Raw genomic sequence first — 21533 nt, forward strand, 5'->3', positions numbered from 1 at the left:
CTGCTGGGCGGCGCTCGGGATGTCCGACACCAGCCATAGCGTCGGCTGAATGGACCAGACGAACGCCACGGCACCCGCTCGGCGAGTGGAGATCACCACGCGGGGCGGCCGGGCCGACATCGAGATCGACGGCAGGAGCATCGAGCCGAGCGCCGTGAAGGCGTACTCCGTCAGCCACCTCGCCGGGGAACACCCCGAGGTGCTGCTGCACGTCGCGGACCGGAACGACACCCAGTGGTCAGGGATCGCCCGCGTCGCGGTGGCCGACCTCCCGCCCCTGGCCCGGCCGCGGCCGTGTTCCTCGACGCCCTCGACCCGGAGGCGCTGGAGGGCGCCGCGCTTTCCCGTCCCGACCTCGGCACGGAGCCGTACTCCCTGACGAAGGCCATGCTCACCCAGCTCGGAGAGTGGGCTCGTGGCCTTTGACGTGGACGGCGCCCGTCGAATCGTCGCCCGCATCCTTGACGACAAGCTGGAGGTCTGGCGCGACAGCGCGGGCCGTACGGACGACGTGCTCGACGAGAGCACCGGAAGGCTGGTGACGCCGTCGCTGCACCGCACGGTTCTCCGCCAACTCCTCTCGCGGGCACCGACTTCGGTGACCTGGAGAGGTGGCCGAGAACAGCTTGACCGGGGCAGCCGCCCCGCTACCGTCCGGAGGGTAGAACCGCCGTGCAGCAACACCCTGAATCGACCAGTTCCACCGCACCGATGCAGGAGGATGCCGATGACTCCCAGGGTGACCGATCAGTGCGCGGGGACGGCCCCGGCTGTGCCGTGCAGGACCCGTTCGACCTTGACATCAGCGTCATCGAGTCCGACGGCGGCTGCGGCAACTCCTCCATTCCCAGCGGTTTTTGACCGCATCAGAACACCGGCACGGCACCCATGCCGCGCCGGCCCCGCCACGCGGCACGTACCCCGTGCCCTTCGATCCGAGCCGCACACGACTACGGAGGAAACAGCACATGGAGAACGACGATTTCGACCTCGACATCAGCGTCCTGGAGTCCGGTGACGGACAGGCCGCGCTGATCAACCTCACCGACGACGGCTGCGGCAGCACCTGCTCCAGCCCGTGCGCCACCAACGTGGCGTGAACACTTCCACCGCACGACGAGTAGGAAGAGAGATCCGCATGAACGCGAACGCGATCAAGAGCCAGGTGCAGCCCCCCAAGGCCACGGCGGACGGTGACGCATTCGATCTGGACGTCAGCGTCCTGGAGTCCGGCGACGGTTCCGCCTCGCTGATCAACCTGACGGACGACGGCTGTAGGCCCAGTTGCCATGAGTCCTGCGCCACCAACGTCGCCTGACTCCGAGCACGGGACGTGCCAGCCCGAGCGGTCATCCGCCGCACGGGCTGGCACCCCGCCACGCCACGAACAGGGAGGGCGCATGGATTCCAGGAAGGGTGAACCGCTGTACCGATGTGCGGACATGGCACTCGTGCGCGCCGCCCGTTACCCAAGGCTGCCGCTGCCCGCGTGGCCGGACCTGACCGACGGCACCCCAGCCGGGCAGGTTGGGTGGCTGGCGTGGCTGCGAGACGTCTGGTCGATGACGGAGGCCGCCGACGCCATCGAGCAGGCCAGCCCCTTGCTCGCAGAGCAGGTCGAGACCCTGTGCTCGGCGGCTCGGCCTGAGACCCGTCAGTTACGCCGCGCTGTGCTGTCCGTCATGCGGTACCTGCTGCGGATGACGGGCCGAGCGACACCCAACGGCCTGTTCGCCGGCATCGCTCCTGCCTCCTTCGGAGCACGGCCGGGATGGACCTGGGGCGAGTGGCACCGCGCAGTTGTACGGGCCGACGGCGGCTGGATCGCTGACTTGATCGCTCGTCTGGAAGCGATCCCCGAACTCCTTCGGCACCTGAACGTGGTGGCCAACAACACCGCCTACATACGCGGCGGCCGGCTGATCGTGCCCTATCCGCCTCGCTCACACCGCACCGAGGCCAGCCCTGCCGCGGAAGTGTCCCTCCGATACACCTCCGCTGTACGGATCGCCATCGATGTTGCGGCCTCGCCCGTTCCATTCTCCGCGATCGTGGGACAGGTGAAGACCGAGTTCCCCGACGTAGCCCGTGACCGGGTGGAAGGACTCGTCACCAGTCTGATCCAGCGCGGCGTGCTCATCACCAGCCTGCACGCACCCTCCGCCACCCTGGACGCCCTCGATCACCTGGTCCAGCAAGCTGAGGCTGCTGACGCACCGCCCACCGCGGACCTCGTGGCCGACCTGCGAGCGGTCCGAGACGCCATCCGACAGCACAACCAGGTCCTCGCCCCGGCGGATGGCCGGCGCCTGCGTACCGCCCTGCGCCATACGATGACGACTTTGAGCACCGTCAAGTCCCAGCCCCTCACGCTGGACCTGCGCCTGGACTGCTCCCTCACTCTGCCCCCGCAGGTTGCCCGCGAGGCGGAGGAGGCCGTCACCGTGCTGGCCCGGCTGACCCCGTATCCCTTCGGCACTCCGGCGTGGAAGGACTTCCACAACCGGTTCTTCGAGCGGTACGGCATCAACTCGCTCGTCCCTGTCCGGGACGTCGTGGACCCGGACGTCGGTCTCGGCTTCCCGGCCGGATACCGGGACGCGGAACCTGAACAGCGTGAGCCCCTGACCTTCCGTGAGCGGCAGTTGCTCTCCCTCGCCCAGGCGGCTGCGCTCGATGGACGGGACGAGATCTGCCTGGACGAGAGGCTGATCCGCACGCTGAGGGTCGGAGACCACGACGCTCCGCAGGTACCGGCCCACACGGAACTGCGCTTCCAGGTTCGGGCCACGTCCCAAGCCGCCCTCGAAGACGGGGACTTCACCATTCACGGCGTCGCACCCTCCCGTGGCATCGGCACGACGTTCGGGCGAAGCCTCGGGCTGCTCAGACGAGAGGACCAGGCCCGCGTCACCGCCGTGCTGAAGAAGCTGCCCGTCAACGCGCCCGGCTCGCTGCCGACGCAGGTCGCCTTCGCTCCGCTCGACCGTGGCGACGCCAACGTCACCCGCGTTGCCGAACTCCTGCCGGCCGTGATCAGCCTGGCGGAGCACCGTCCGGCGGACGAACGCACCATCACGCTCGATGACCTCGCTGTGGGCTGCGACCGCCGCGGGCTCTACCTCGTCTCCCTCTCCCGCGCGTGCCTGCTGGACCCTACTATGACGCTGCACGCGCTGGACCTGCGCCGCCACACGCCGCCGCTCGCACGCTTCCTCACTGAGATCAGCCGGGCCCAGGCCGCGGTCCTGACCGTCTTCCCGTGGGCGTCCGCCGCCGCCCTGCCGTACCTGCCGCGCGTCCGCTACGGGCGCACGATCCTCTCTCCGGCCAGGTGGCGGCTGGACCGGACAGAACTTCCGGGGCGCCGTGCCTCCTGGGAGGAATGGCGCATGGCCGCCGACGAGTGGCGCTCACGCCGCCGCGTTCCGGACGAGGTCGCGCTGACCGAAGGCGACCAGCTCCTACCGTTGGACCTCTCCGAGAGCGCGCACCTCGCGCTGCTGCGTGCCCACTTGGACACCAACGAGTCGGCGGTCTTGACCGAAGTGGAGTCTGACGGGGGCTGGTTCGACGGACGGGCCCACGAGATCATCGCCCCGATGACGGCCGCTCGCTCTGCGCAGTGGCCGACCGCGCCGCCCGTGACCGCCGACCGGCTTCTCACCCGCGACCATGGTCACCTCCCGGGCACCACTCCGTGGCTGCTGGTCAAGTTGTACGGGCACGTCGAGCGACAGCCCGAGATCCTGGCCAACCACCTTCCCGAACTCCTGGCCCAGTGGAACGAGCCGCCTACCTGGTGGTACATGCGCTACCACGACCCGCGAAGGCACCTGCGCCTGCGCATCGCGGTCCCCGATCCGCAGGACTTCGCACCCACCGCGCAGCGGGTGGGTGCCTGGGCGGCCGGACTGCGCCGCGCCGGACTGCTCACCGACATGCAGTTCGCCACCTCCTATCCGGAAACCGGCCGGTGGGGCACCGGGGCGTTGATGAGCCTGGCCGAAGACGTCTTCGCCGCCGACTCCCGTGCCCTGGCAGTCCAGTTCGCCCAAAACCCGCGCCCTCACCAACAGGCCCTGACCGCTGCGAACTTCGTCGCTCTCGCTGCCGCCTTCACCGGCAGCACCGCCCGCGGCATGGACTGGCTGATCACCCACGGCCGGATCAGCGACCCGCGCCCCCTGGACCGCACCGTGCTCGGTGAGGCGGTACGCCTGGCCGATCCGGAAAACGACTGGGCGACCCTGCGCGCCACCCCCGGCGGCGCAGCCGTCGCTGCCGCCTGGAGCGAACGCGACGAAGCCCTGGCCCGCTACCGGAAGTTGCTTGACGAGTCCGGCCGCATCGACCCGAACCTCGTTCTTGACTCGCTGCTGCACGCCCACCACATCCGCGCCGCAGGCATCGACAAGGACGACGAGCGCACGTGCGTACGGCTGGCCCACGCCGCCGCAATGGCCTGGACCCACCGAGGAGATCACCATGAACCTGCGTGAGAACGCGCGGGTTGCCGCCGACACCATCGCTGAGCGGCTCGCCGCACCGCAGGAGGTGCGGGCGCTGCATCACCGCCAGGGCTGGTGGCCGCAGTCCCTCGCGCACGGCGCGGTCGGTGTCGCGCTGCTGCACATCGAACGGGCCCGCACCGACCAGGGGCCATGGCAGCGCGCCCACGACTGGCTCGCCTGCGCCGCAGCCGAACCCGCCGTCGGGGGCGCGGACAGCCACCTCTACTACGGAGCACCCGCCCTCGCCTTCGCCCTGCACGCCGCCGCCGACCGCCCCGGACGCTACGCCCGCGCCCTGAACACCCTCGACCAGTACGTCACGACGGCGATCCGCGACCGCCTCGTCAGCGCCCACACGCGCATGGACCGGGGCGAGATGCCCGCGCTGGCCGAGTTCGACACGATCCGGGGCCTGAGCGGGATGGGCGCGCTCCTGCTGCACCGCGACCGTCACACCGATGTGCTCCGCGAGATCCTGACGTACCTGGTCCGGCTGACCGAGCCGGTCGAGCACGACGGGGAACTCCTGCCTGGCTGGTGGAGCCACCTCGCCCCCTCCGGCAAGACCTCCCCGGACTATCCGGACGGGCACGCCAACAACGGCGCCGCCCACGGCATCGGCGGCCCCCTCGCCGTGCTCTCCCTCGCGGCCCGCCGCGGCATCACCGTCGACGGCCACCTCGACACGATCAACCGCATCCTGGCCTGGCTCGACCACTGGGAGCAGGAGGGTCCCGCAGGCCCGTGGTGGCCGTACTGGATCACCCGTGAGCACATGCGATCCGACACGCCCGGCCCCGGGCCCTCCCGGCCGTCCTGGTGCTACGGCACCGCAGGATTCGCCCGCACTCAGCAGCTCGCCGCTCTCGCCCTCAACGATCCCGTACGCCAACGCACGGCTGAGACCGCCCTCCTGCGCGCGATGACGGACCCCGGCCAGCTCGCCGCGACCGTGGACGTCTCCCTGTGTCACGGCTTCGCGGGTCTGGCGCACATCACGCAGCTCGTCGCCGCCGACGCCCTCACCCCCGGCCTCACCGAGTGCCTGCCCCGGCTCCTGGCCCCGATCACCGACACCGAGCCCGGCACGCCGGCCGACTCCCTGCTCACCCCTTCCGGCGGCGACATCGGGCTCCTCGAAGGCGCCGCAGGAACCGCCCTCGCCCTCCACGCCTTCCACACGGGGCCGCCGTCCGCGTCCGGGTGGGACACCTGCTTCCTGACCAACTAGCCTTGAGAAGAGGGAACATGACAGCGGACGAATGGCCACAACGCCTCATCCGTTTCACCGACTGGAGCCGCGCGGAGGCCACCGCCACCGAGCATCTGCTCCCGGTGCTGACCACTCAGCAGTCGGAACTGGCCCAGTGGTCCTTCCTGCGGAAGTACCCGTGGTGGCGGTTGCGGTACCGCCCCGCGGGCCCGGACTCCGCGAAGGGTCTGGACGCCGCCCTGGACGAGCTGGTCGACGCCGGCGTCCTCGCCTCCTGGACACCGGCCCTCTATGAGCCGGAAGAGACGGCCTTCGGCGGTCCGGCCGCCATGAAGATCGCGCACACCCTGTTCCACCACGACAGCCGTCACGTGCTGGAGGAACTGGCCCGCCAGCAGGCGGCGAACAGCCCCCCACTCGGCCGCCGCGAGCTGGGGGTGCTCCTGCTCAGCGTGGCGATGCGTGCGGCGGGACTCGACTGGTACGAGCAGGGCGACGTCTGGGCGAGGATCGCGGCCGAACGCCCCGGCGACGAGATCCGCAACCCGCAACGGCACCAGCCCGCCACCCACCGGTTGATGACAGCCGACGTCAGTACCACCAGCCGCAGCGTCACGGAAGGCCAACTCGCGCCGCTGGCCGAGTGGATAGCCACCTTCGAGTGGTTCGGCCAGCAGCTCGCAGACCTCAACCGCCAGGGCCACCTGGAACGAGGACTGCGGGCCGTGATCGCCCACCACGGCATCTTCCACTGGAACCGGCTGGGCCTCCCCGCGGAGGAGCAGCACACCTTGTCAACACTTGCGAAAGAAGTAGTCATGGGAACCAGCGACCACGCCGCGTCCACCCGAACCGAGGGGACGCCGAGCACAACGGTCACCGGGGTGAACGGCGACACCATCGAAGCCCCTTCCGCCGACCGCCTGCGCTCCCAACTGATCGACCATCTGGTCGAGGAGGGATGCGTGCGCACGCCTCGCGTGGAGGAGGCCATGCGGACTGTCCCCCGCCACCTCTTCGTCCCGAACGCCCCGCTGGCGAAGGCGTACGGCAACAAGCCCGTGGACACGAAGTTCGACGCATCCGGGGCTTCCATCAGCTGCGCCTCCCAGCCCGACATCGTCGGCATGATGCTGGAACAGCTCGACATCCAGCCCGGCCAGAAAATCCTGGAGCTGGGGGCGGGCACCGGCTTCAACGCCGGTCTCCTCGGCTACCTCGTCGGCGAGCAGGGCCACGTCACCACGATCGATGTGGACGAGGACATCGTGGACGGAGCGCGTGCCGGACTGGCCGCCGCCGACATCCACAACGTGGACGTGATCCTCGGCGACGGAGCCGTGGGCTATGCCCCCAACGGGCCGTACGACCGCATCGAAGCCACCGTCGGCGCCCACGCGGTGCCCCACGCCTGGCTCGACCAACTCGCCCCCGGCGGACGGCTTCTCACCCCGCTGCGCCTGCGTGGCAGCGTCTCCCGCTCGATCGCCTTCGAGAACCAGGACGGAGTCTGGCGCAGCGTCAGCAGCCAGATGAACACCTTCATGCCGCTGCGCCGGGGCATCGCCGACGACCCGCGCGTCTTCGTCCCCCTGGACCCCGACAACACCGTCACCCTCGTCACCAACGGAGACCAGAAGGTCGACGCGGACGCCCTGAGCGACATCTTCCGCCAGCCGCGCACCGAGGTATGGACCGACGTCACCTTCCGGGGCCCGGAGTCGGCGGAGTACCTGGAACTGTGGCTCACCTGCGCCATGCCGAACGGCCTGAGCCGGATGCCCGCCAAGGCCGAGGCCATCGAGAAGAAGCTGGTCACCGCGCCCTACCGGTCCTCGACCGCGGTCTTCGAGGGCGGCACGCTCACCTACCTCACCCGGCGGCCATACGCGACGAAGGCCCCCGACGGCGCCAACCTCTACGAGTTCGGCGTCATCGGCCACGGCCCCGACGCCGAGACCCTCGCCCGAAACGTCGCGGAGCAGATCCGCACCTGGGACCAGGACTTCCGGCCGCTCGACGTCGGGTTCGAGATCCAGCCGCTCGGCGCAGCCCCGCTCGCACCGAAGCCGGGCCGCTTCGCCCTCGACAACGCGCTGAACCGCATCGTCATCGAATGGCAATGACATGGACGTCAGCCAGATAGCACGGCGGTTCCCACTCGTAGCCCGTCCGCGACCGGCCTGCCCACCTCTCGCGGAACGGATTCGACAGGTCACGGCCCTGGCCCACGCCGCCAAGCACGACGGCAAGGCGACCTCCGCGACCGTCTCTCTGAACAAGGCGGCGCTCATTGCGAGTGACTGCGGCATACCGGACCTGGCGCGTGCTCTGTGCTGGCGTCACACCGAGGTTTTCCTGCGCGCTCAGCCCCTGAGCGCGCAGGAGGCCCGGCACGCCCTGGAGCCCCTGGTAAACCTGGCGCGACTGCGCGTCCGCGACGGCGACGGGCTCGGCGCGTACCACCTGCTCGACTCCTTGAACCGGGCGGTGAGATCAAAGACGGAAGCGGTCATCGACGGCCGCTCCATGTCCTTCCAGCACCTCACGCAATCGGCAGCCGACCATCAGCAGGTATGCCAGTGGCTGTGGGCCGTCATCCTCGGCGACGGGACCCGCGCCCTCGTCGCCGCAGGCCGATGGGACCGCGCACGGGCGCACAGCGAGCAGCACCGCGGCGTGGGCCAGCGACTCCTCGACGGGCGTCAAGTAGAAGTCCTCGTCCGTTGCCTCGGTGAGCAGCCCAGCGAAGCACTGGAGTTCCTGAACAAGACGACTCTGACGGAAGATTGGGAGCACTCCGTCGCTGCGTGCCTCGCCGTGCTCTGCCTCACCGCAGCCGGAGAGCACCCGGTCGACCCCGTTGAGAAGATGGTGAAGCACTACCTGGCCCTCGACGCAGCCCCCGAGATTGCCGTCTTCCGCTCCCGAGTCGGCCTGGCTGCGCTCGACCTTGCCCCGCGTAACCGGCAGGCCGAGGTGTTGCGCCGCCTCATCCGCGAAGCAACAACGTGCGGAGACGGATACGTCGCGCGCGATGTCCAGGCTCATTCCGTGTGCCGCGAGGAGATGAGCCCGGACGAGTTCGACACGTTGTCGGCCGCCGTTGCCTCGGCCGGCCTCGGCCATGGCCACATTCCCGATCCCTTGGAGCGGGATCTCCTGGACGCTGTCACGGTCAGTGTGAGCGCGACGGAACGTCACCTGACTCAGGAGCTCCCCGCCGACTTGTGAAGCCCCTCGGCTTGTCCGACACCAGCCATAGCGTCGGCTGAATGGACCAGACGAACGCCACGGCACCCGCTCGGCGAGTGGAGATCACCACGCGGGGCGGCCGGGCCGACATCGAGATCGACGGCAGGAGCATCGAGCCGAGCGCCGTGAAGGCGTACTCCGTCAGCCACCTCGCCGGGGAACACCCCGAGGTGCTGCTGCACGTCGCGGACCGGAACGACACCCAGTGGTCAGGGATCGCCCGCGTCGCGGTGGCCGGCCTCCCCGACCCTGGCCCGGCCGCGGCCGTGTTCCTCGACGCCATCGACCCAGAGGCGCTGGAGGGCGCCGCGCTTTCCCGTCCCGACCTCGGCACGGAGCCGTACTCCCTGACGAAGGCCATGCTCACCCAGCTCGGAGAGTGGGCTCGTGGCCTTTGACGTGGACGGCGCCCGCCGAGTCGTCGCCCGCGTCCTTGACGACAAGCTGGAGGTCTGGCGCGACAGCGCGGGCCGTACGGACGACGTGCTCCACGAGAACACCGGAAGGCTGGTGCCGCCGTCGCTGCACCGCACGGTTCTCCACCAGCACCACGTCCACCAGAGCGAAGTCCACGATCTGCGCGACGGCGTCGCCGATATGTGTCGCCGATATGTTCTGTGGAGGATCGCCCTCCTGGCTCAGTCGGGTCGGGGCGGCGCGAGGCTCCCGAGCGGGAGTTTTTGGCGATTCGCCGGCGAGGGGGCCGCCTCGGTCCTCAGGGCGGGCGACGCCATGGCCTACCACATGTGGCGCCAGTCGGAGCTGGTTTACCCGCACTGCCCGGGGTGCGGCAGAATGGCGCGGGTGCGTGGTGTCCAGCCGGACGTGTGCCAGTTGACGCGAGGGATGCCGCCAGATCTGTGAGTGACGAGTCAGACGACCCGGGGGGCCGGCCCGTCGACGAGGCCGCGTTCGGCATCGACGCGTTCTCCCTCGACGACCGGCTGCGGCTGTTCCACTTCGCCGCTGCCGAGAAACGCCGTGAATACCTGTGGCTGCTGCGTGCCTTCGACCGCGGACGTGCCAACTACCAGGTGCTGCTGCACACTTCGGATGTCGTGGGGCTGCTGGAGCGGCTCACCGCCGACCATCCCGCCGCGGGCGCAGCCGCCGGGACGGCCGGCGTGCAGCCGCTTCTCGACGCGCTCACCGACTGGCAGGTCCTGGACCGGTCGTACGACGGGACGCGCGCCGCGAACCTGGCCGAGTACCGCAACCGGCATTACGTGTACCAGTTCACCCAGGCCGGATACCGGGCGTACCGGGCCGTGGAGGAGGTGCTCGGCGCGCGGCTGGAAGACGCCCGGCTCTCTCGCCTCGTCTTCCCCGACATCCTCGGTGACCTCCACGCGCTGGCCCAGGCCGGCGCCGCGGGCGACGCCGAGGAGGTCTACCGCAAGCTCGGCCGTCTTGACTCGGTGCTGAACGAGATGGCGCAGCGTGCCGCCCGTTTCTATCTGATGCTGGGTGACCTGGCGCGCACCAATGACACCCGGCCCGAGGTGTTCCTCGCGCACAAGGACACGCTGCTGGTGCATATGCGGGAGTTCACCGCCGAGCTCGGGCGCTACGCTCCACTGCTTGCCGAGGCCGTCGAGAAGGCCGCGGCCACGGGTGTGGACCGCATGATCGAGTACGCCGCCGAGGCCGACGAACGGCTCTTCCGCAGCCCCGCCGAGCGTCTGGCGGACTGGCGGCACCGGTGGGACGGCATCGTCCACTGGTTCGCGGAGCGCGAGCACAGTGAGGCCGAACGGTTGCAGGACGCCACCGTCACCGCGATCCGCTCCGTCCTCGCCCTGCTGCGGCGCGTCACCGAGGCCCGCCGGGGCGGGGTGAGCCGGGAGAGCCAACTGCGCCACCTCGCCCAGTGGTTCACCTCCTGTGAGAGCGACGAGGACGCCCACGCCCTCTTCCAGGCGGTCTTCGGGCTCGGCGCACCCCGCCACATCGCCGTACCGTACGCCGATCCCGAGCAGATCCCGGGGCGTACGTCCTGGTGGGAGGCCGAACCGGTCGAACTCGCCCGCACCCTGGTCCAGTCCGGGCGCACGCCCGCCCTGCGCGGCCCCGGCCGCATCGAACGCAACGACGACCGGCGGGCCCTGCTCCGCGCCGGGCAACTGAAGGAGCAGGCCGAGCGCCGCAGCGCCGTACAGGCCCTCGCGTCGGACGGCGTGTACGGCCGGACGCTCGATGAACCTGAGACGCGGGCCCTGCTCGCCCTGCTGGACGTGGCGCTCACAGCCCGTGTCGCCACCAGCCGCCTGGTGACCGCCGCCTCCGGATCCGCCCACGGGGTGCGGCTCACCCTCAGCTTCGCCGAGGGCTCCACCACCGTCGACACCGTACGCGGGCGCCTCCACCTCGACGGGCTGCGCCTGGAGGTCACCGCAGGAAAACCCTCCGTGCCCTCTCCGGTGTCATGAGGCCGGCCCATGAGCAAGGCAGGACCGCATGAGCCGTGTCGCTGAGGGCGTTTCCCCGCTCGAACTCGCCGACTACCAGAAGGCGGTACGGCTCGTACTGCGGCATCCGCTGGTCACGCCCGGCTACCCGGACAAGGGCGCGCTGGCGATCGTGCGCCGCTGGGCCGGGCAGCTCCGCACCGATCTGGTGGAGGTGTTCGGCTACCGGCTTGTCACCACCGCCGACACCGCCCGGTTGCAACGTGCCCAGGACGGCCTGGACGCTACCCGTCCGGCCCTCACACGCGCGGGACGCCCCTTCGATCGCCGCCGCTACGCCTACCTCGTCCTCACCCTCGCGGCCCTGGGCCGCCACAGCGCGCAGGTGGCGCTGGGTGAGCTGGCGGACGCGGTCGCCGCCGACGCCGTACGCGTCGACGGACTCGGGCTCGACACCGCGCGCAAGCCGGACCGGGACGCCTTCGTCGATGCCGTCACCTGGCTCACCGAACGCGGCGCGCTCACCCTCGCTGATGGCTCCGCCACCGCCTGGGCCGGCGATCCCGAGCGCGCAGAGGCCCTGTACGACATCGACCGGGAGATCCTCCTCGCCGTCCACCACCCGAGCCGCGTCCTTCAGCACCTGACCTCCGTCACCGCCCTTCTCGACTCGGCCGGCGCGCTGGGCATGTCCGCCGGCCGCGCCGCACAGCGTCGCGACCAGGCCCGCCGTGCCCGCCGCCTCGTGCTGGAGAACCCGGTCGCGTATTACGCCGAAGCCGGCCCCGAACTCCTGGGCCAGCTACGGGCTCCCGCACTTGCCGAGGACCTGGAGCGCCTGACCGGGTTGACGGTGGAGCGGCGGGCCGAGGGCGTGGCGCTCATCGACACCTCCGGCAGGCTGTCCGACATCCGTTTTCCCGGCGGCGGCACCGTCGCCCAGGCCGCGCTGCTGCTTGCCGCGCGGATCAGCACCGCCGTGCGGCGTTCCGGACGGCACGCCCTCGAACTGCTGCCCCCGCCCACCACCGCCGAACGCCTGGCGGCCCGTGCCGGGCGTATCGACGGCGCTCTGCCCACGCCCTCGGTGATCGCCGGGTCCACCGCGCCGGACGAGGCGGCGTCCGAGGCGTACGGGCCGCACGGGGAGCATCGGGTGCACGGGACGTACGAGACCCGCGAGGAGGTGGGGGAGGAGCAGAGAGAGACCCGGTACCCCTTCGTCACGGACGCATGGCTCCGGGGCCGGCTCAAGGAGATCACCGGCGAGTACGGTGCGGGCTTCGCGGCCGATCTGCGGGGCGACCCGGACCGCCTGCTCGACCAGGCTCTCGGCCTGCTGGCCGCCATGTCACTGATCGTCCGTGTCGACGGCGGAGCCCTCGCGCTCCCTCTGCTCGCCCGCTACCGAGGGGTCACCGCCCGGGTGAAGACCAGGGCCGCGGCCCGCCCGCCGGCCCCACTCCCGGCCCAGCCCGCCCTGTCCGCCGACGACTCCGCCAAGGACCCGACTCCGTGAGCACCCCCGCTGCCGCCCCGGCCGGCACCCCGGCTTCCGCTCAGGCCGCCCGCTACGTACCCACCCGTGCCGGGATCATCAACCTGTGGGACTACCGGGACGAGGAGTTCTCCTTCGCCGGCGGCTGGCTGGTGCTGCGCGGCCCCAACGGATCCGGCAAGACCAAGGCCCTGGAAGTCCTCTTCCCCTTCGTCCTCGACGGCCGCATCGACCCGAAGCGGCTCAACCCGTTCGCCGCCGAGGACCGCACGATGAAGTCCAACCTGCTCTTCCGCGGCCAGGACAGCGCGCTCGGCTACGTCTGGATCGAGTTCACCCACCGGGAGACGGGCGAAGCCGTCACCTGCGGCATCGGACTGCACGCCCAGCGGCACCGCGACACGCCGGCTCGTTGGCACTTCGTCACCGAAGGCCGCGTCGGTCAGGACTTCTCACTCCTCACCGACGACGACCGGCCCATGACGAGGAAACAGCTCGCCGCCGGGCTCGGACACGAGCTGATCGCCTCCGCGGCCGACTACCGCGCCGCCGTCGACCAGCGCCTGTTCCGCCTCGGCCGGGAGCGGTACGAGCAGCTCCTCACCCTGATCCTCACCCTGCGCCGCCCGCAGCTCGCCAAGAACCTCGACCCGGCCAAGCTCTCCGAAACCCTCACCGCGGGCCTGCGCCCGCTCGACGACGACCTGATCGCCGAGGCGGCCCGCTCCTTCGACGACATGGAGTCCGTACAGCGCACCCTGGAGGGGCTGGCAGCCGCCGACGACGCCACCCGGGCCTTCCTCGCCAGCTACTCCACCTACCTGCGGGTCCACTCCCGCACCGCCGCGGACAGGCTCACGGCCCGCCGCGCCGAAACCGCCGAGCACGCCGCCGCACTGCGCGCCGCCACCGCGGACCTGGCGGCGGCCCGCGAACAGCAGGCCGCCGCCGAGACCCGCGCCGAGTCCGCCGACGCCTCGCTCGCCACCCAGCGCGCCCGGCTCGATCAGCTACGCTCCTCCTCCGCCTACCAGGCCATCGAGCAACTAGCCGACCTGGACCGCCTGGTACGCACCTGCGACCAGACCGCCCGGCAGGCGAGCGCCGAACGCGAACGCCGGACGGCCGCCACCGACCGTGCCCGCGCCGAGGCCGGACGCTCCGCCCGGCTCACCGCCGAACTCGACGCCGCCATCTCCCGGGACGCCGCCACCGTCGCCGGACACGCCCACACCGCCGGCATCCCCTGGACACCGGCGGACGCCGATCCCGCCCGCATCACCGAACGCTCCGCCGCGCTGGCCGCGGCCCGCCACGAGGGTGTCCGGGCGGTGCGTGGCGCCCAGCAAGCGGTACGCGGCGCCGAGCAGGCCCGCGACCTCGCCCGGGTCTCGCTCGACCGCGCACAGGAAGCCGTCGACGCGGCCGGAACAGCTGAGACGGCCGCCGAGTCCGTCCTCGAATCCGCCCGTGAGCAGGCCCGTGCGGCGCTCCGTCAATGGACGCGAGACCACGGCGCGCTCCTTGCCGAAGCGGAGCGAGACGGAGGTCCCCCCGGCCGAAGGCCGGGGGATGGGGCCGGCCGGCTTGCCGAAGCCCTTGAACTGACCGGTGAGGCAGAGGCGGTCACCCTCGCCGACGCCTTCACCGAGGCCACCGCTCCCGCGGTGCAGGACCTGCGGGACACGCTCGCCTCCCTGCGCGCCCGGCGGACAGACCTACAGCGCCACCGGGCCGAGACGGAAGCCGAACGCGATCGGATCGCCGCCGAACACGACGACGCCCCGCCCCCGGCCCGCGGACGCACCGCCGAACGGGCGCCCGGTGGCGGTGTTCCGCTGTGGCGACTCGTCGACTTCGACGACGAGTTGACGGGCCGTCAACGGGCGGACCTGGAAGCGGCTCTGGAGGCGTCGGGCTTCCTCGACGCCCTCGTCACCGCGGAGGACACCCCCGTGGCGGCCGGGCACAGCGAGGGCTACCTCCGCGCCGGCGCGCCCGTGAGCGGCCCGAGCCTCGCCGATCTGCTCCGGCCCGACGACCCCGGCGAACCGGGGGACCCCGCCGCGATCCCGGCCGCGCGGATCACCGCCGTACTGCGCTCCGTGAGCGTCACCGGCGATCTCGACGTGTGGGTCCCGCAGGTCAGCCCCGATGGCCGGTACGCGGCCGGTGTCCTGACCGGTGCCCACACCAAGGAGCACGCCGAGTACGTCGGCGCCACCGCCCGGACGCGCCGACGCGCCGCCCGGATCGCCGCCTGCGAGCGGCTGCTGGCCGAACTCGCCGACCAACTCGACGAGTTGGCGCGCACCCAAGCCCGTACGGACGCTGCCCTCGACGCCTGCGCCGCCGCCCGCGCCGCCCTGCCCCGCACCACCGCCATCACGCAGGCCCTGCGCGAACTCGACAAGGCCGCGGCGAGGCTGCGCGCCACCCGCGACGCCGCCGACGCCTCCCAGACCTCGTACGACGCGTCGGTGGCCGCCTGCTCGGTCGCCGAGCGCACCCTGCACCGCACCGCGGCCGAACACGGCGTCAAGACCGAACGCCTTGACGCCGTCGAGACCGCCACCCGCGCTTTCGAGACGGCGGTACGCGAACTCACCGCACGCCGCCGTGAACACGCCCGCCAGAGCGAGGCCGCCCAGGCGGGCGCCGATCGGCTGACCGCCGCCGCCGAGGACGAGGAGGCCGCGCGGGAATCCTCGCGCGCGGCGCATCGCCGGCACACCGAGGAAGCCGCGAGACTCCAAGCGCTCCAGGAGGCGGTCGGGGCCGAGGCGCAGGACGTGATGCGCCAGGTGCAGGAGGCCGAGGGCGGGATCGACGCCCTGGTCCGGGAGGCCGCGGCGGCCCGCACGGCTCAGCACACCGCGATCGCCGGCACCGCCGCCGCCGAGGCCCGCCGTACGGCCGCCGCCGCGGCCGGGTCGGTCGCCGCCGCGGAGGAGAAGGACACCGCCTGGGGCTTGCGCCCGTACGCCGCCCGTGAACGCCTCGACATCCTGCGCTGTCCGCCCGGCCTCTCCTGGCCCGGCCAGGAAGCCGACTGGGCCGGCGAAGCACTCCCACCGGCCGTGATCGCCGTACACGAGGCGATACTTTCCGCGACCCGCGACCTCACCCCCACCGAAGCCAGCCTCAAACAGTCCGTCACCCGTCTCACCAGGGCCTTGGACGACCTGCAGGCGCAGCTCGCCGCCGCCGGACAGGACTACCGGCCCGAATGGGACGGCTCCGACGGGATCATCCTTGTCCGCGTGGCCGACGAGGAAGGCCAGCTCCCCGTCGCGGCCTTCGCCCAGAAGATCGCGGCACACCGCCGGGACCAGGCCGAACTGCTCTCCGAATCCGAGCAGCGCATCCTGGAGGACGCCCTGCTCACCCGGCTCGCCCAGCAGATCCACGACCGTACGGTCGACGCCCGTGACCTGATCAGGCGGATGAACACCGACATGCGCAGGCGCACGATGTCCTCGGGGACGACAGTCGGCGTGAGCTGGCTGCTCGCGGACCATCTCGACGACGAACAGCGCGCCGTCTGCGCCCTCCTTGACGCCGACGCCGCCCGCCTCGGCCCCGATGGTCTCGCCCGGGTGCGCACCCACTTCGCCGCGCAGATCAAGACCGCCCGCGCCCGCCACCGCGACCAGCCCTACCGGGAACTGCTCGCCGAGGTCCTCGACTACCGGGGCTGGCGGCAGTTCGCGTTCCAGCTTGTGCGCCCCGACAAGGCGGACGAGAGGCTCACCCGCGCCCGCCACAGCCGGCTGTCGGGCGGTGAGCAGTCCGTGTCGCTGTACCTGCCGCTGTTCGCCGCCGCGCACGCCATGCTCAACTCCGCTGCCCCGCACGCCCCGCGCCTGCTCGCCCTCGACGAGGCATTCGCGGGCGTGGACGACACCGGGCGCGGCGAACTCATGTCACTGGCCGCCCAGTTCGACCTCGACCTGTTCATGACCGGCTACGACCTGTGGGCCGCCCACGCCTCTGTGCCCGCCGCCGCCCACTACGACCTCGCGCACACCGCCGTCGATCACACCGTCTCCGCGCTGCTGCTCGTCTGGGACGGTGACCGGCTCCTCGCCGACGACACCGGGGATCTCACCGCCGCCCTCGGCTCACCCGGCACCCGGCGTGCCGCGACTCCCGAGGAGGCCGCGGTTGCCGACCGGACCGGATGAACGCCGGCAGTACAGCGACCTGCGGGACGAGGGGTGGACCCGGCTCCTCGCTGCCGCCCGCCGCAGGCTGGAACGCTCCGGGAGCGTACTCGACGGTGACATCGGGCTCATGCGGCCCAGCGAGGCGGAACGCCGCACCGTCATCGGTGTCACCGGCCGGTACCGGCCCGAGACCGCCCAGCGCCTCACCGTGCCCCTGCGTGACCTGGACGCGTATCTGCGCGAGCGCTACGGCACCGGCCTCCTGACGACCCTCAGCCGGCTCCACGGCCCACTGCGCGACCGGCCGGCCGAACGGGCCGACGAGGACACCCGCCGCGAACTGGCCCTGGGATCAGCCCACTCCAGCCGACTCGCGGGGCAGGAGTGGTTCGCCGCCTGGCTGGAGCGGATCGCCGCAGACGGCACCCTCACGCGTCTCGTACGCCGCGGGGACGCGTCCCTCCTCGACGCGGCGGTACGCGTACTGGAAAGACTTCCCGATCACTCGGAGCGGGCGCCCGCAGGAGTCCTGCCACTTCCGGTCCTCGCGGAGCGGGCCACCGGCGACACGAAAGCCCTCGTTCCCGGCACCCCACTCGAACAGCTCGTCCTGCGCGCCCTCGCCCAGCGCACCGCCGTCGGCGTCCCCCGTGAGCGGGCCGGGCGGCGCGCCCTGTGGGAGAGCGCCGGAGCCACCGCCGACGACCTCGCCAGCCAGGTACTCGTCCTCAACATCAGCGCCCGGGGCGACACCGTGGTCTGCGGCTGGCTGCGCGACGCCGCCGACTCCGGCATCCCCTTCCGGCTCACCCTCCACCAGCTCACCACCGCCCCCGTCGTCCCCGCTGCCCGCACCGTCTTCGTCTGCGAGAACCCGGCCGTACTGCGTGCCGCGGCCGGTGAACTCCAGGACGGTTCCGCGGCCCTCGTCTGCACCGAGGGCGTCCCGTCCGCCGCCTGCCACAGACTGCTCGGTGACGCCGTACACGCGGGAGCCCGACTGCACTGGCGCGCCGACTTCGACTGGGCCGGTCTGCGCATCACCACGGATGCCGTGGCCCGCCACGGAGCCCGGCCCTGGCGGATGACGGCCGCCGACTACACCGCGGCACTCGGCAAGGGCGAGTCCACGCCGCTCACGGGACCGTCCACCGCCAGCCCCTGGGACCCCGAACTGGCCCGGGCCATGGAGGAGTCGGGCAGGACAGTCATGGAGGAACGCCTCCTGCCCGCGCTCCTTTCCGACCTCACCCGCACCTGATGGGACTCATCGGGTCGTGAGTGAGACTCGACGAGTGGCCACCAGCAGGTGAGCACTGCCCGCACCGGAGCTGTTCGGGCTCTGTGGTCAGAGCGTGCCCCTGCTGGTCGGCCCCTCGCGAACACGGCGAAGGCGGGTGCCACCAACGTGGAGTTCCTCAAGGGCAGCTCGCGACGCCTGCTGCGACTGCCGGACCTGAACGCCCGACGGCAACCACCCGGGGAACGTGCCCGAATCCTCAACCGCCGTGGGCCTGGTCGTATGTGGCGAGGATTCGGCCGGAGGGGAGGGCGAGGGTGCCCAGTTCCTCGTTGGCCCTCCAGAGCCAGGAGACCAGTGCCCGGCCGTCGACGTCGAGTTCCCGGTCCATCGCCGGGTCGTCGAAGCGTGAGCCGAGATACCGGGCGCGGGCCCAGCGGACGGCCGTGCGCGCCTCCACCTCGTCGTCGGAGTGAGGCAGGCCGAGTGCGTCCCCGTGCTGGAGTGCCGCGCAGTGCAGCAGTGTCAGATGGACGTAGACGTGGTAGGCGGCCAGGGTGCGGTCCGCGCTGAACGTGCGGCCGGTGCCGCCCCACGGTACGGGCGCCCGGCTGCTGTCCGCGTCCAGGTAGCCGCTCCGCAGCATCCTCCGCGTGAGCCCGAAATCGACCAGCTTCTGATGCAGTGTCTCGTGCAGCAGGGAATCGGCGCCGTGCAGTGCGTCGGTTATCCAGTCCTCGTTGACGTACACCACCACGGGGGTGCCGGTGATGTACGCACTGTGCGGCTTTCCCCGGAACAGTGCGATTCCGTCGACCATGGCCGCCGTCGAAGGGCCGATCTCCGGCAGGCATCCGGCAAGAACGCGGTATGACTCGTCGACCGCGGCTTCACGTTCTTCGTCGGGTTCGCGGAGTTCGACGGCGACATCGAGCCCGTCGTGCGACATCGCCGCGTTGAACCGGTCCTGGAGATAGTGGCCCACCGGATTGTTCCATCCCGCGAGCGTCGGTGGACGTTCCATGCCGGTGGAAGGCGGATCGCCGGCGGTTGAGGAGTTCGGTGGTACGGGCTGTCCGGGCTTTTCGGGAGAGGAGGTGCGGAGCAGACGGACGAGTTCGTCCATCTTCGCGCTGGCCCGTTCCTGATCGGTCCGCAGGTAGATGAACGCCTCGTCGAGGTGTCCGCGTACGACGGACTTCTCCTGCGGAGTTCGCGGGGCGTCCGCGAACCGGCCGAAATCCGGGAAGAGTTCGGAGAAGACGCCGACGAGTCCGGAATAGTAGGTGTCGGAGTTCTTCTTCAGGGACGGACCGTTTCCGAAGATTCCGCCCGCCAGTTGCTTCTCGACCCCCTGCGTCGGTGATCCCACTACTGTTCCTCCTGCCCGGTGGCGGACTCGATGACTCCCTGGTGGAGCAGTTGCCGCGTGGTCTTCTCGAAGAATCTTCCGGAGGCTTCCGCGGACATTTTTCCGCTCAGCGCGGAGGTGAGTTTCTCCGTCGCCCCGGCCGGTGTGTGCGACGTGCACAGCTCCATGATGTACAGGCTGACCGTGTCCAGGATCAGCACGAAAGGATCTGCGGCACGGAAGAGGAACGCGTGTGACAGGTCGTCGTACGGACGCACATCCCAGCCGGGCGACTTGCGATAGGCGATGGCGTTCTCCATGTACTCCCCCTGATTCGTGTGTACTCCCCTGACCGGTGTCGACCGGTCAGGGTGCCGCCCGCGTCTCCGCCTCGGACGGGGCCGGCCCCGGTGTCCGCGCGGCTGCCAACGGCTCGGTGTCCTGCGCCTGTTGTGTGTCGGCGGGTGCGGAAGCCGCCGGGGGTCCGGCCGCGCGCAGGGACGGCGAGAGGTAGCCGGCTGCCGCGGCGAGGGCGCCGGCCAGGCCGGCCGCACCGAGTACCAGAGCCGTCGCCGTCGTGGGGTCGCTGCCGAGCAGGTCGACGCAGAGCCCGGAGAGGAGCAGGCCGAGCGGAGTGGCCGCCTGGACGAGCGACCGGCGCACCCCGAAGATGCGCGCCTGCGAGGCCAGCGGCACCTCCGTCTGCCACAGCGACTGGTAGGCGCTCAGGACGGTCGGGATCAGGAACGCGCCGAGGAACGAGGAGATGATCCACACCGGCGCGTCCTGGCCGAGGGCCGTCAGCGCCGGCCCGAGGAGGCACGCCAGGATCATGCCGCCGAGGATGGCGTGGGTCCGGCCGAGCCGGTGGAGGAACGCAGCCGCGCACAGCCCGCCCAGCAGGCTGCCCACCCCGCCGGCCGAGGAGACCGTGCCGAGCAGTGCGGTGTTGTCGCCGGTGCGGAGCATGAGCAGTGGCTTGGCCAGGACGGAGCCGACAGCGGAGACGAAGTTGAGCGCGAAGCACACCAGGAGGAGGTTCCGGAGCAGCGGGCGGCGCAGGATGAACGACGCGCTGGCGGCCACCGTGCGCAGCGTCGCCCGGCGACCGGTGGCAGCGTCCTCCGCGGCGTCGCCGGTCTCCTGTCCCGAGTGCGCGGAGTCCGCGTCCGTCCCGGAGGAGGGCGCGGGGCGGGGGACTCGCGCGAGGGCGAGTGAGACGAAGCCCAGGAGGTAGCTGACGAGGTCGACGAGGAGTACGGTCCACAGCCCTGAGAAATGCAGGAGCACGCCGCCGATCATCGGCGCGACGATGGAGCCGGCCGAGTCGGCGAGGCCGACGACGGCATTCGCGCGCGGCAACTGCTCCGGCTTGGCGAGCGTGGTGACGACTTTCGAGTACGCGAGCCAGTGGACGGCTTCCAGGAAACCTTCGAGCACGCCCACCACGTAGAGGTGCCACACGTGCAGACTGCCCGTCAGGTACAACGTGAGCAGCCCGACGGAAATGGCGCCCAGCAGTCCGTCGCACAACAGCATGACCAGTTTTGCCGAGAACCGGTCGACCCAGATTCCCAGGACCGCGGAGAGCAAGATACCCGGGAGCAGGTTGGCGAGCAAAAGAAAGGAGAGCGTCGTGGCGGAATCTGTTTCCTGCCAGGCCCACAGGGTGATGGCGAACCAGCAGATTTCACCGCCGACGCTTGACCCGAACTGTCCGAAAAGGACGGTGTAGAGCGTGCGCTGCTGCTTTTTCGATGGCTCTGCCATGTCTATGTTCTGTGCGCGTGAAGTCGGGAAATGGGCATTTCGTCCTCGTGTGCGGGCGGCTCGCTTCCAACTCGGTGGCAGTCTGTCAACGCGCTTCAGTGTGCGTCAAGTTGAC

General features: G+C 71.1%; 17 protein-coding genes. 14 read left to right on the forward strand and 3 right to left on the reverse strand.

The window, feature by feature from the left end; all coding sequences use genetic code 11:
- The first annotated feature begins 49 nt into the window (after positions 1 to 49).
- The 14 genes from ACFVST_RS13420 to ACFVST_RS13485 all read left to right on the forward strand — a co-directional run bounded on the left by ACFVST_RS13420 (position 50) and on the right by ACFVST_RS13485 (position 18318).
- Entirely contained in the window at positions 50 to 379 is a 330-nt protein-coding gene (locus ACFVST_RS13420; RefSeq protein WP_390149960.1) for a hypothetical protein, read from the forward strand.
- A 293-nt stretch (positions 380 to 672) separates the two neighbouring features.
- On the forward strand, positions 673 to 861 hold the full coding sequence (locus tag ACFVST_RS13425; RefSeq protein WP_390149963.1) for a hypothetical protein: 189 nt from the start codon (positions 673 to 675) through the stop codon (positions 859 to 861).
- 107 nt (positions 862 to 968) lie between these two features.
- Complete coding sequence (locus ACFVST_RS13430; RefSeq protein WP_390149965.1) at positions 969 to 1100, forward strand: FxLD family lanthipeptide; 132 nt, start codon at positions 969 to 971, stop codon at positions 1098 to 1100.
- Positions 1101 to 1138: 38 nt separating this feature from the next.
- Entirely contained in the window at positions 1139 to 1318 is a 180-nt protein-coding gene (locus ACFVST_RS13435) for an FxLD family lanthipeptide (protein WP_390149968.1), read from the forward strand.
- Positions 1319 to 1400: 82 nt separating this feature from the next.
- Complete coding sequence (locus ACFVST_RS13440) at positions 1401 to 4502, forward strand: lantibiotic dehydratase (RefSeq protein WP_390149971.1); 3102 nt, start codon at positions 1401 to 1403, stop codon at positions 4500 to 4502.
- Positions 4489 to 5745, forward strand: a complete 1257-nt coding sequence (locus tag ACFVST_RS13445) for a lanthionine synthetase C family protein (protein WP_390149973.1) — start codon at positions 4489 to 4491, stop codon at positions 5743 to 5745. The genes ACFVST_RS13440 and ACFVST_RS13445 overlap by 14 nt, the downstream gene beginning before the upstream one ends.
- Before the next feature lie 17 nt (positions 5746 to 5762).
- Positions 5763 to 7853, forward strand: coding sequence for a methyltransferase, FxLD system (gene fxlM / locus ACFVST_RS13450; RefSeq protein WP_390149976.1), 2091 nt, complete (start codon positions 5763 to 5765; stop codon positions 7851 to 7853).
- Between the two features lies 1 nt (position 7854).
- A complete protein-coding gene (locus ACFVST_RS13455; RefSeq protein WP_390149979.1) occupies positions 7855 to 8961 on the forward strand; it encodes a hypothetical protein in 1107 nt (368 codons plus the stop codon).
- Positions 8962 to 9002: 41 nt separating this feature from the next.
- A complete protein-coding gene (locus ACFVST_RS13460) occupies positions 9003 to 9380 on the forward strand; it encodes a hypothetical protein (protein WP_390149982.1) in 378 nt (125 codons plus the stop codon).
- Positions 9370 to 9846: a hypothetical protein gene (locus tag ACFVST_RS13465; protein WP_390149985.1), complete on the forward strand. Its 477-nt coding sequence runs from the start codon at positions 9370 to 9372 to the stop codon at positions 9844 to 9846. Before ACFVST_RS13460 ends, ACFVST_RS13465 begins: the two co-directional genes overlap by 11 nt.
- Complete coding sequence (locus ACFVST_RS13470; protein WP_390149988.1) at positions 9843 to 11411, forward strand: TIGR02677 family protein; 1569 nt, start codon at positions 9843 to 9845, stop codon at positions 11409 to 11411. The genes ACFVST_RS13465 and ACFVST_RS13470 overlap by 4 nt, the downstream gene beginning before the upstream one ends.
- 28 nt (positions 11412 to 11439) lie before the next feature.
- A complete protein-coding gene (locus tag ACFVST_RS13475) occupies positions 11440 to 12909 on the forward strand; it encodes a TIGR02678 family protein (protein ID WP_390149989.1) in 1470 nt (489 codons plus the stop codon).
- Positions 12906 to 17075 carry a TIGR02680 family protein gene (locus ACFVST_RS13480; RefSeq protein ID WP_390149992.1) on the forward strand — a complete coding sequence of 1390 codons (4170 nt, stop codon included), beginning with the start codon at positions 12906 to 12908 and terminating at the stop codon, positions 17073 to 17075. Before ACFVST_RS13475 ends, ACFVST_RS13480 begins: the two co-directional genes overlap by 4 nt.
- On the forward strand, positions 17056 to 18318 hold the full coding sequence (locus tag ACFVST_RS13485; protein WP_390149994.1) for a TIGR02679 family protein: 1263 nt from the start codon (positions 17056 to 17058) through the stop codon (positions 18316 to 18318). The genes ACFVST_RS13480 and ACFVST_RS13485 overlap by 20 nt, the downstream gene beginning before the upstream one ends.
- A gap of 238 nt (positions 18319 to 18556) precedes the next feature.
- On the opposite strand, the gene ACFVST_RS13490 is transcribed toward ACFVST_RS13485, so the two are convergent.
- The 3 genes from ACFVST_RS13490 to ACFVST_RS13500 are packed head-to-tail and all read right to left on the reverse strand — an operon-like array spanning position 18557 to position 21418.
- On the reverse strand, positions 18557 to 19669 hold the full coding sequence (locus tag ACFVST_RS13490; protein WP_390149997.1) for a hypothetical protein: 1113 nt from the start codon (positions 19667 to 19669) through the stop codon (positions 18557 to 18559).
- Entirely contained in the window at positions 19669 to 19968 is a 300-nt protein-coding gene (locus ACFVST_RS13495) for a hypothetical protein (RefSeq protein ID WP_390149999.1), read from the reverse strand. The genes ACFVST_RS13490 and ACFVST_RS13495 overlap by 1 nt, the downstream gene beginning before the upstream one ends.
- 46 nt (positions 19969 to 20014) lie before the next feature.
- The gene (locus tag ACFVST_RS13500) at positions 20015 to 21418 is read right to left on the reverse strand and encodes an MFS transporter (RefSeq protein ID WP_390150002.1); all 1404 of its coding nucleotides are present in this window, start codon (positions 21416 to 21418) and stop codon (positions 20015 to 20017) included.
- Positions 21419 to 21533: the final 115 nt, after the last annotated feature.

The sequence above is a fragment of the Streptomyces sp. NPDC058045 genome (assembly GCF_042885635.1).
GTDB lineage: Bacteria > Actinomycetota > Actinomycetes > Streptomycetales > Streptomycetaceae > Streptomyces.

Bases quoted from the DNA above. Each gene is read 5' to 3' on its own strand.
- ACFVST_RS13430 (WP_390149965.1), top strand. From the start codon at position 969: ATGGAGAACGACGATTTCGACCTCGACATCAGCGTCCTGGAGTCCGGT.
- ACFVST_RS13435 (WP_390149968.1), top strand. From the start codon at position 1,139: ATGAACGCGAACGCGATCAAGAGCCAGGTGCAGCCCCCCAAGGCCACG.
- ACFVST_RS13500 (WP_390150002.1), bottom strand. From the start codon at position 21,418: ATGGCAGAGCCATCGAAAAAGCAGCAGCGCACGCTCTACACCGTCCTT.
- ACFVST_RS13445 (WP_390149973.1), top strand. From the start codon at position 4,489: ATGAACCTGCGTGAGAACGCGCGGGTTGCCGCCGACACCATCGCTGAG.
- ACFVST_RS13460 (WP_390149982.1), top strand. From the start codon at position 9,003: ATGGACCAGACGAACGCCACGGCACCCGCTCGGCGAGTGGAGATCACC.
- ACFVST_RS13475 (WP_390149989.1), top strand. From the start codon at position 11,440: ATGAGCCGTGTCGCTGAGGGCGTTTCCCCGCTCGAACTCGCCGACTAC.
- ACFVST_RS13420 (WP_390149960.1), top strand. From the start codon at position 50: ATGGACCAGACGAACGCCACGGCACCCGCTCGGCGAGTGGAGATCACC.
- fxlM (WP_390149976.1), top strand. From the start codon at position 5,763: ATGACAGCGGACGAATGGCCACAACGCCTCATCCGTTTCACCGACTGG.
- ACFVST_RS13495 (WP_390149999.1), bottom strand. From the start codon at position 19,968: ATGGAGAACGCCATCGCCTATCGCAAGTCGCCCGGCTGGGATGTGCGT.
- ACFVST_RS13440 (WP_390149971.1), top strand. From the start codon at position 1,401: ATGGATTCCAGGAAGGGTGAACCGCTGTACCGATGTGCGGACATGGCA.
- ACFVST_RS13455 (WP_390149979.1), top strand. From the start codon at position 7,855: ATGGACGTCAGCCAGATAGCACGGCGGTTCCCACTCGTAGCCCGTCCG.